Consider the following 8,712-nt stretch of genomic DNA (forward strand, 5'->3'; position numbering starts at 1 on the left):
CACGCCGCGCCAGTCGAGGAGCCCCGTCTCGACCATCGCGTGCTGCACGACCGAGAGCGCGGTCTCAAGGCCCGTCATCCCCATCGCGGCCTGCGCCCACTCGCACTCCTTGTGCTCGCTCGGGTGCGGCGCATGGTCGGTGCCGACCACGTCGATCGTGCCGTCGGCGAGGGCGCCGCGGAGGGCCTCGACGTCCGACAGCGTGCGCAGGGGCGGGTTGACCTTGTAGACCGGGTCGTAGCTGCGCACGAGCTCGTCGGTGAGCCACAGGTGGTGCGGCGTGACCTCGGCCGTGACGTTGACGCCGCGGGACTTGGCCCAGCGGATGATCTCGACCGATCCGGCCGTCGACACGTGGCACACGTGCAGGCGCGAGCCGACGTGCTCGGCGAGGAGGACGTCGCGCGCGATGATGCTCTCCTCGGCGACCGCCGGCCACCCCGGAAGGCCGAGGACCGCGGACACGGCGCCCTCGTTCATCTGCGCCCCCGCCGTGAGCCGGGGCTCCTGCGCGTGCTGGGCCACGACGCCGTCGAACGCCTTGACGTATTCGAGCGCCCGCCGCATGAGCACCGGATCGTGGACGCAGAACCCGTCGTCGGAGAACATCCGAACCTGGGCAGCTGAGGCATGCATCGCCCCGAGCTCCGCAAGCCGCTCGCCCGCGAGGCCGACCGTGACCGCGCCGACCGGGCGCACGTCGACCCATCCCGCGCGCCGGCCCAGGCTGTGGACCTGCTCGACGACGCCCGCCGTGTCCGCGACCGGGTTGCTGTTCGCCATCGCGTGCACGGCAGTGTACCCGCCGAGCGCCGCGGCCCGCGTGCCGGTCTCGACAGTCTCCGCGTCCTCGCGGCCGGGTTCGCGCAGATGCGTGTGGACGTCCACGAGCCCGGGCAGCGCGACGAGGCCGTCCGCGTCCACGAGGGTCGCTCCGTTCGCGTCAAGCGCGGTGCCGACTGCCGCGATCCGGCCGCCCTCGATGAGGAGGTCGGCACGTTCGCCGCCGTAGAGGGCTGCTCCCCGGACGAGGTAGGCGGGGGCGGTCACTTCTTCGGTCATCGCGCAGACTCCTTCGCAGACATGAGCAAGTACAGGACGGCCATGCGCACGGACACGCCGTTAGCGACCTGGCGGAGCACCTGGGAGCGATCCGAATCGGCCGCGGCCGAGGAGATCTCGAGCCCTCGCACCATGGGGCCGGGGTGCAGGATCACGGTGTCCTTGAACTCCGGCTGGCTGAATCGTGCGAAACGTTCGTCGCCGAGCCCCCAGAGGCGCGAGTACTCGGCCGTCGAGGGGAAGAACGAGGCGTTCATGCGCTCGGCCTGGACACGCAGCATCATGACCGCGTCCGGCGCGTCCGCGAGGGCCTCGTCCAGGTCGTAGCTCACCTCGCACGGCCAGTGCTCGACGCCGAACGGGAGCAGCGTGGGCGGCGCGACGAGCGTGACCTTCGCGCCGAGCGTCGTGAGCAGCCACACGTTCGAACGCGCGACGCGCGAGTGCAGGATGTCCCCCACGATCACGACGCGCGCCCCGGCGAGGTCCGTCCCGGACGACGACGTCCCCGCCACGCGCGCGAGGTGGCGCCTCAGCGTGAACGCGTCGAGGAGGGCCTGAGTGGGGTGCTCGTGCGTGCCGTCACCCGCGTTGACGACCGCGGCGTCGATCCAGTCCGTGGTCGCGAGGCGGTGTGGCGCGCCGGATGCCGAGTGGCGGATGACGACGGCGTCCGCGCCGATCGCTTCGAGCGTCTGCGCCGTGTCCTTGAGCGACTCGCCCTTCGAGACCGACGAGCCCTTCGCGGCGAAGTTGATGACGTCCGCGGAGAGCCGCTTCGCGGCCGCCTCGAACGAGATCCGCGTGCGCGTCGAGTCCTCGAAGAAGAGGTTCACCACCGTCCGGCCCCGCAGGGCGGGCAGCTTCTTGACCTCTCGGTCGTTGACCGCGGCCATCTCCTCTGCCGTGTCGAGGATCTGGATCGCGTCTGCGGCCGTGAGGTCCTGGGTCGAGAGCAGGTGCTTCACGCGAATACCTCTCCATCCGTGCCGCCAGCGGGCGCCTCGATCGCGACGTGATCCTCGGTGAAGCCTTCACCTGAGTCGACCTCTGCCAGGCGGACGCGCACCTTCTCCGCGGCGGAGGTCGGCAGGTTCTTGCCCACGTGGTCGGCGCGGATGGGCAGCTCACGGTGGCCGCGGTCCACGAGGACGGCGAGCCGGACGATCCGCGGACGCCCGAGGTCCACGAGGGCGTCGAGTGCGGCGCGGATGGTGCGGCCCGAATACAGCACGTCATCGACGAGGATCACGACCTTGTCATCGATTCCCTGCCGCGGAACGAGCGTCCGGGCGGGCGGCCGAGTCGGCTGACGCGCTAGGTCGTCACGGAACATCGTGATGTCGAGCTGGCCCACGATCTGGTCCGGGTCGACGCCGGAATCGGCGGCCGCGAGCTTGTGGGCCAAGCGGAGCGCGAGCGGATATCCCCGGCGCGGAATGCCGAGGAGCACGATGTCCTGCGAACCCTTGTTGGCCTCGAGGATCTCGTGCGCAATGCGGGTCAGGGCGCGGTCGATATCCGCTGCGCTCAGGACGACGCGGCCCAACGGCGCGTGCGCCGGAGCGGCGGTCCCGGGCGTTCCCTTGTCTGCGGCAGCTGGTGCCAAGGCAGACCCCTTTCCCCGCCTCACGGGACGGAATTAAAAGGATGTGACGGCTGAACCGCCTTCAAAACTATCACAGGGGCGGACCGGGTGCGCCCGGCCCGGCCGCTAGCCTAAGAGCCATGACGAGCCAAGCGCCGCCTCCCGTAGATCCCGGGCCCGAGCCAGCCCCGCACGCCCCGGGGATCGCTCCGGGGGCCCCGACGCGCCGAACCCACGCCCCTGGCCTCACGGCCCTCCTGCTCGCGGGCAGCATTCTCGTGCTCGCGGGCCTCCTGCTCGTCGTCCCGTTCCTCGTCACGAACACCGGAAGCGGTGGTCTCGCCGTCGGGTTCGTGCTCTCGCTCGTTCCGCTCGCCGTCGTGCTCGGGGCTGTCGCCGTCGTCGACCGCTGGGAGCCCGAGCCCACGCGCCTGCTCATCTTCGCCTTCGCGTGGGGCGCGGTCGTCGCGGTGGCGACGACGACGCTCGTCCAGCCATTCTTTCTGGAGGTCTTCGGTCCGCGCCACGGCGGGCCCGACGACATGCGGCTCTTCCTCGCGACGGTCGAGGCGCCGTTCGTCGAGGAGACCGCGAAGGGCCTTGGCCTCCTGGTCCTGTTCCTCGCGGCCCGCAAGTACTTCGACGGCCCCGTGGACGGTGTGGTCTACGGCATGACGATCGCGGCGGGCTTCGCGTTCACGGAGAACATCCTCTACTTCGGCCGGGCCTACGCGGGCGGGCCGGGCTCCACAGCGACCCTCGTGGTCATGTTCATGCTGCGAGGCATCTTCTCCCCGTTCGCCCACGCGATGTTCACGGGCTCGCTCGGCGCCGTCATGGGATTCGCCGCGCGGCGCTGGAACGCCGGCCTCGGGATCGCGGCGTTCTTCGTGGGCCTCGTCCCGGCCATCCTGCTGCACCACCTGTGGAACAGCGGCGGCGATCAGTTCCTGCTCGTGTACGCGGCCGTCGAGGTGCCGCTGTTCGGCGCGGCGATCTCGGGCGTGTACCTCCTGCGAAGGGCCGACGCGCGGCTCACCCACCGGCGCCTCGCGGAATACGCGGCAGCGGGATGGTTCACCTCGCTCGAGGTCGACATGCTCGCGACCCCGCGCGGCCGCACCGCGGGCCTCCGCTGGGCCGCGTCGCGCGGGCGGCGCAACGAGATGCGCGCGTTCATCCGCGTTGCGACCGAACTCGCCTACACGCGCCAGCGCGCCGTGAGCGGGCGCGACCTCGCGGGCTATGTCCAAGCCGAGCAGGTGCTCCTGCGCGAAGCGGGCCGGCTCAGGGCCACCGTCGTGGCGCCCTGAACCGGCCCGCTTGCGTTTCGTGAGCCTCAGCCGTGCTCGCTTCAGGCCAGAAGCGTGGGCTTGAGCGTCTGGAGGGTTCCGAGGAGGCCGTTGACGAAGCCCGGCGAGTCGTCAGTCGACATGATGCGGGCGAGCGCGACGGCCTCGCTCACCGCGACGCCGTCCGGGACCTCGTCGTTGAACAGGAGTTCCCACGTGCCGATCCGGAGGATGATGCGGTCGACGGCGGGCATGCGCTCGAGCGTCCAGCCGCGCGCGTACGTCGTGAGGATCTCGTCGATCTGGACCTGCTTCGCGACGACGCCGGCCACGATCTCTTCCGTATAGGGGTTGATCTGCTGGTCCGTGCGCTCGACGCGCCGCTGAATGACCTCCGACGGCGCGACCGAGCGCTGCTCAGCCTCGAAGAGGATGTCGAGGGCCCGGCTCCGGGCCTTGCCGCGGGCACTCACTAGTCGTTGACACGTCCCAGGTAGTTGCCCTCGCGCGTATCGACCTTGACCCGGGTGCCGGTCTCGACGAAGAGCGGGACCTGGATCTCGTAGCCGGTCTCGAGCGTCGCGGGCTTGGTCCCGGCCGAGGAGCGGTCGCCCTGGAGGCCCGGCTCGGTGTACGTGATCTCGAGGACAACGCTCGGAGGAAGTTCGATGTAGAGCGGCGCGCCCTCGTGCAACGCGATGAGCACCGTCTGGTTCTCGAGCATGAAGTGCGCGGCGTCACCCACGGCCTCGGAAGCGATGTGGATCTGGTCGTAGTCCTCCGTGTCCATGAACACGAAGTCTGAGCCGTCCTTGTAGAGGTACTGGTAGTCGCGGCGGTCAACCGTCGCCGTGTCAATCTTCGTGCCGGCGTTGAACGTGCGGTCCACCACCTTGCCCGACGTGACGTTGCGCAGCTTCGTACGGACGAACGCGCCGCCCTTGCCCGGCTTGACGTGCTGGAACTCGATGACGTTCCACAGCTGTCCGTCGAGGTTGAGGACGGTCCCGTTCTTGATGTCGTTGGTCGTAGCCACGTATCCCTCTCTTATCACCTGCCGCGGTCACGGCACCTCGAGGAGGGCGCACGCGGAAATCCGGGGACCATTCTACCTGTGCGAACAGCCCGGTCGGCGCTGCCCGCATAGCGTGGGCGGCCGTGCGGCTCAGGAACCGCCGAAGCGCTCCTCGCGGGCGCGCCCGAGGGCGACCGTGCTCGAGTAGATGAGACTCGCGTCTGCCGACGCCGCGACGCGCAGCTCGAGGGCCTTCGTGAACGCGTCCTCAGCCGCGGCGAACTGGCCGCGCGAGAACTGGATCTTGCCGAGGTACTGGTGGACCATCGCCTCGCGCGGAGTGCCTTTGACCTCCGCGAGGATCTGCCGCGCACGCTCGAGCGCGCGGTCGTTGCGGTTCCCGAGCCGGAGGACGTCGAGCTCGAGCACCTTGAGCTGGAACGACTCGGGGTCGCGATACCGGGCCTCGACGATGAGCTCGGCGGCCTCGTTGACGTTCCCGCGCGCGAGCTCGACGACCGCGCGGTCCTCAAGGGAGCCGCTCGTCTCGAGTGCGGCTTGGCAGCGCTCTTCGTCGACGACGACGGCGTTGAGCGTCTCAGGATCGACGGCGATTCCCGGGAAGCCGGCGTCCGGCCACTCGCGGCGGTCGATCATCATGAGGCGATCTCCTGGTACGCGGCAAAGAGCAGCGACGTGTCCGGGACCTCGAGGATCCCTGGCTTCGCGACGCCGTCGAGCACCACGAAGCGCAGGAGATCACCGCGCGACTTCTTGTCGCGCCTCATGCCATCCAGGAGGGCCTGCCAGCGGTCGCCCCGGTACGAAGTCGGGAGTCCGAGAAGCTCAAGGACGTGCCGATGCCGGTCCGCGACCGCGTCGTCGAGCCGGCCCACGCTGCGCGCGAGCTCGGCGGCGAACATCATGCCGACGCTCACCGCCGCGCCGTGACGCCATTGGTAGCGCTCCGCGAGCTCGATCGCGTGCCCGAGCGTGTGCCCGTAGTTCAGGATCTCGCGCCGGCCGCTCTCCTTGAGGTCGGTCGAGACGACGTCCGCCTTGACCGCGATGGCGCGCTCGATGAGTTCGCGGACCGTGTCCGAGCTCGCGTCCGTCGCGCCGTCCGTGTCCCGCTCCACGAGGTCGAGGATCTCGGGGTCGGCGATGAACCCGCACTTGACCACCTCGGCGAGGCCCGAGACGAGCTCGTTGCGCGGCAACGTCGCGAGCGCGTCGAGGTCCGCGAGCACGGCCGCAGGAGGGTGGAAGGCGCCGACGAGGTTCTTGCCTTCGGCGGTGTTGATGCCTGTCTTGCCGCCCACGGCTGCGTCGACCATGCCGAGGAGGCTCGTGGGGAGGTGCACGACCCGGACGCCGCGGAGCCACGTGGCCGCGACGAAGCCGGCGACGTCGGTCACCGCTCCCCCGCCCACGGACACGATCGCGTCGGAGCGGGTGAAGTCGTTCTGGCCCAGGACCTGCCAGCAGAACGCGGCGACCTGGATGTGCTTGCCCTCTTCCGCGTCCGGGATCTCGGCCGTGAGGGCGGTAAACCCGTCCGCGGCGAGGGAGTCGCGCACAGCGTCGCCCGTGGCCCTGAGGGCGCGGGGATGGATCACGAGGACGCGCTTGACGCGCTCCCCGAGAATCGGGCCGAGGCGCGTCAGCAGCCCACGGCCCACCACGACGTCGTAGTTCTCGTTCGGCTGGGCCCCCGTGACCTTGATGACCGTTGCATTGCCCTCGGGCCTTGATTCACTGTCGACGCTCACGCGTCAGCTCCTTTGCGCTGAAGTGTCAGCCGGCCCGCGACGGCGCGGGCCACCTCTTCCGCGGTGCCGCCGCCCGCGGAGATGCGCAGCGTGGCCACCGATTCGTACACGGGCCGACGCCGCTCCATGAGTTCCCTCCAGCTCCGCTCGGCCTCCCCGTGGAGGAGCGGACGGTCCTCGCTGCCCACGAGGCGGGGCGCGACGTCTTCCCAGCGCACCTCAAGGTACACGACGTCGTTCCCTGAGAGCAGTTCGCGCGTGTCGTCGCGCAGCACGGCGCCGCCCCCGAGCGCGAGCACGAGTCCGCCGGGATGATCCTCAGCCAGCGCGGTCGCGACGGCCTGAGCCTCGAGGGCACGGAACCCCTCCTCGCCCTGGGCGGCGAAGATGTCAGGGATCGGCCCGTGCTCGGAGACCACCCGCACGTCGGTGTCGACGAACTCCGCACCCAGCAGCCGTGCCAGAGCGGCGCCGACCGAGGACTTGCCGGAGGCCATGGGGCCCATGAGGACCACCGCGCGCCCCGGGCCGAGGCGCGGTACGGAAGGGGTCATCGCGCGACCGAGTCCATGGCCGCCGGAATGCACTCGAGGAACGCGTCAAGGTTCCGCTTCGTCTCCGCCACGGAGTCGCCGCCGAACTTCTCGAGCACGGCCTGCGCGAGCACGAGCGCGACCATCGCCTCAGCCACGACGCCCGCCGCGGGCACGGCACACACGTCCGAGCGCTGGTGGTGGGCCTTCGCGGCCTCGCCGGTTGCGATGTCGATCGTGCCGAGCGCCCGCGGAACCGTCGCAATGGGCTTCATGGCGGCGCGGACTCGCAGCACGTCTCCGATGCTCATGCCGCCCTCGATCCCGCCAGCGCGGTTGGAGGTCCGCACGATCTTGCCGGACGGGTCGCGGACGATCTCATCGTGAGCCTGCGAGCCGCGGCGCGCAGCCGTGCGGAAGCCGTCCCCGACCTCGACGCCTTTGATGGCCTGAATGCCCATGAGCGCGCCCGCGAGGCGCGCGTCGAGCCGGCGGTCCCAGTGCACGTAGCTCCCGAGTCCGGGGGGAAGGCCGTAGGCGAGGACCTCGACGACGCCGCCGAGCGTCTCGCCCTCCTTGTGGGCGGCATCGACCTCCGCGACCATCGCCGCGGACGTCTCGGGGTCGAAGCATCGCAGCGGATCGGCGTCGAGCGCGTCGACGTCTGAGGGCAGCGGAAGCGGGGCGTCCTCGGGGGATGCGACGCCTGCGATCTGGGTCGTGTGGCTCACGAGCTCGATGCCGAGCTGGCGCAGGAAGTTCGAGGCGACGGTGCCGAGCGCCACGCGCGCGGCCGTCTCGCGCGCCGACGCCCGCTCGAGGACCGGGCGCGCCTCGTCAAAGCCGTACTTCTGCATGCCCGTGAAGTCGGCGTGGCCTGGACGCGGCCGCGTGAGCGGGGCGTTGCGCGCGAGGCCATCGAGCTCGGCGGCCTCGATGGGGTCGGCCGACATGACCTGCTCCCACTTGGGCCACTCGGTGTTGCCGACCTGGATCGCGACGGGGCCGCCCTGCGTGAGGCCGTGGCGCACGCCCCCCACGAGCGTCACCTCGTCCTGCTCGAACTTCATCCGAGCGCCGCGGCCATAGCCGAGGCGACGACGCGCGAGCGCGCGCCGCACGTCCTCGCTGTTCAGCTCGACGCCAGCCGGAAGCCCCTCGACAATGCCCACGAGTGCCGGACCATGCGACTCCCCGGCGGTCAACCAACGCAACATGCCATCCATCCTGCCACGTAGGCGGTCTACCTCGTGCGCCGCGGGAGCCCGACTGAGTCGCACATCACATCTATGACTTCGCGCGTGCGGGCATCCTCTCGGCCCGTGAACAGGACGATCTGTTCGACCGCCTGGTAGACGAGCATCTCGAGACCGTGCAGAACGGTCCCGCCTCGGCCTGCCCACGCTGCCGCGAGGGCGCTCGGCCACGGGTCGTAGGCGGCGTCAAGCAG

At 70.5% G+C, this 8,712-nt stretch carries 10 protein-coding genes and 1 pseudogene; 1 reads left to right on the plus strand and 10 read right to left on the minus strand.

From position 1 onward, the window contains the following. The 3 genes from ACLN58_RS13715 to pyrR form a co-directional block, all read right to left on the minus strand. Positions 1-1,062, minus strand: a 1,062-nt coding sequence (locus ACLN58_RS13715; RefSeq protein WP_415855819.1) for a dihydroorotase, incomplete at its 3' end; no start/stop codon positions are given. Further along, positions 1,059-2,030: an aspartate carbamoyltransferase catalytic subunit gene (locus ACLN58_RS13720; RefSeq protein WP_415855820.1), complete on the minus strand. Its 972-nt coding sequence runs from the start codon at positions 2,028-2,030 to the stop codon at positions 1,059-1,061. The genes ACLN58_RS13720 and ACLN58_RS13715, both read right to left, overlap by 4 nt. After that, positions 2,027-2,671 (minus strand): bifunctional pyr operon transcriptional regulator/uracil phosphoribosyltransferase PyrR, encoded by a 645-nt coding sequence (gene pyrR, locus ACLN58_RS13725; RefSeq protein WP_415855821.1) that lies wholly within the window; start codon positions 2,669-2,671, stop codon positions 2,027-2,029. Before pyrR ends, ACLN58_RS13720 begins: the two co-directional genes overlap by 4 nt. A 119-nt stretch (positions 2,672-2,790) precedes the next feature. On the opposite strand from pyrR, the gene ACLN58_RS13730 reads away from it, so the two are divergent. After that, positions 2,791-3,963, plus strand: a complete 1,173-nt coding sequence (locus ACLN58_RS13730) for a PrsW family intramembrane metalloprotease (RefSeq protein ID WP_415855822.1) — start codon at positions 2,791-2,793, stop codon at positions 3,961-3,963. A 41-nt stretch (positions 3,964-4,004) separates the two neighbouring features. Here ACLN58_RS13730 and nusB read toward each other — a convergent pair whose 3' ends face one another. From nusB to ACLN58_RS13765, 7 genes and pseudogenes are all read right to left on the minus strand, one after another. Then, positions 4,005-4,415 (minus strand): transcription antitermination factor NusB, encoded by a 411-nt coding sequence (gene nusB / locus ACLN58_RS13735; protein WP_415855823.1) that lies wholly within the window; start codon positions 4,413-4,415, stop codon positions 4,005-4,007. Beyond that, positions 4,415-4,978, minus strand: a complete 564-nt coding sequence (efp, locus tag ACLN58_RS13740) for an elongation factor P (RefSeq protein WP_415855824.1) — start codon at positions 4,976-4,978, stop codon at positions 4,415-4,417. The genes nusB and efp overlap by 1 nt, the downstream gene beginning before the upstream one ends. Positions 4,979-5,107: 129 nt before the next feature. After that, the gene (locus ACLN58_RS13745) at positions 5,108-5,617 is read right to left on the minus strand and encodes a tetratricopeptide repeat protein (RefSeq protein WP_415855825.1); all 510 of its coding nucleotides are present in this window, start codon (positions 5,615-5,617) and stop codon (positions 5,108-5,110) included. Next, complete coding sequence (gene aroB / locus ACLN58_RS13750) at positions 5,614-6,729, minus strand: 3-dehydroquinate synthase (RefSeq protein WP_415855826.1); 1,116 nt, start codon at positions 6,727-6,729, stop codon at positions 5,614-5,616. Before aroB ends, ACLN58_RS13745 begins: the two co-directional genes overlap by 4 nt. Continuing rightward, positions 6,726-7,283, minus strand: a complete 558-nt coding sequence (locus ACLN58_RS13755) for a shikimate kinase (RefSeq protein ID WP_415855827.1) — start codon at positions 7,281-7,283, stop codon at positions 6,726-6,728. The genes aroB and ACLN58_RS13755 overlap by 4 nt, the downstream gene beginning before the upstream one ends. After that, positions 7,280-8,479, minus strand: coding sequence for a chorismate synthase (aroC, locus tag ACLN58_RS13760; protein ID WP_415855828.1), 1,200 nt, complete (start codon positions 8,477-8,479; stop codon positions 7,280-7,282). The genes ACLN58_RS13755 and aroC overlap by 4 nt, the downstream gene beginning before the upstream one ends. 26 nt (positions 8,480-8,505) lie before the next feature. Then, a pseudogene (locus ACLN58_RS13765) lies at positions 8,506-8,712 on the minus strand (shikimate dehydrogenase); the annotation flags it as partial.

Origin of the sequence: Sinomonas sp. G460-2, from assembly GCF_047759905.1 — a bacterium.
Lineage (GTDB): Bacteria > Actinomycetota > Actinomycetes > Actinomycetales > Micrococcaceae > Sinomonas.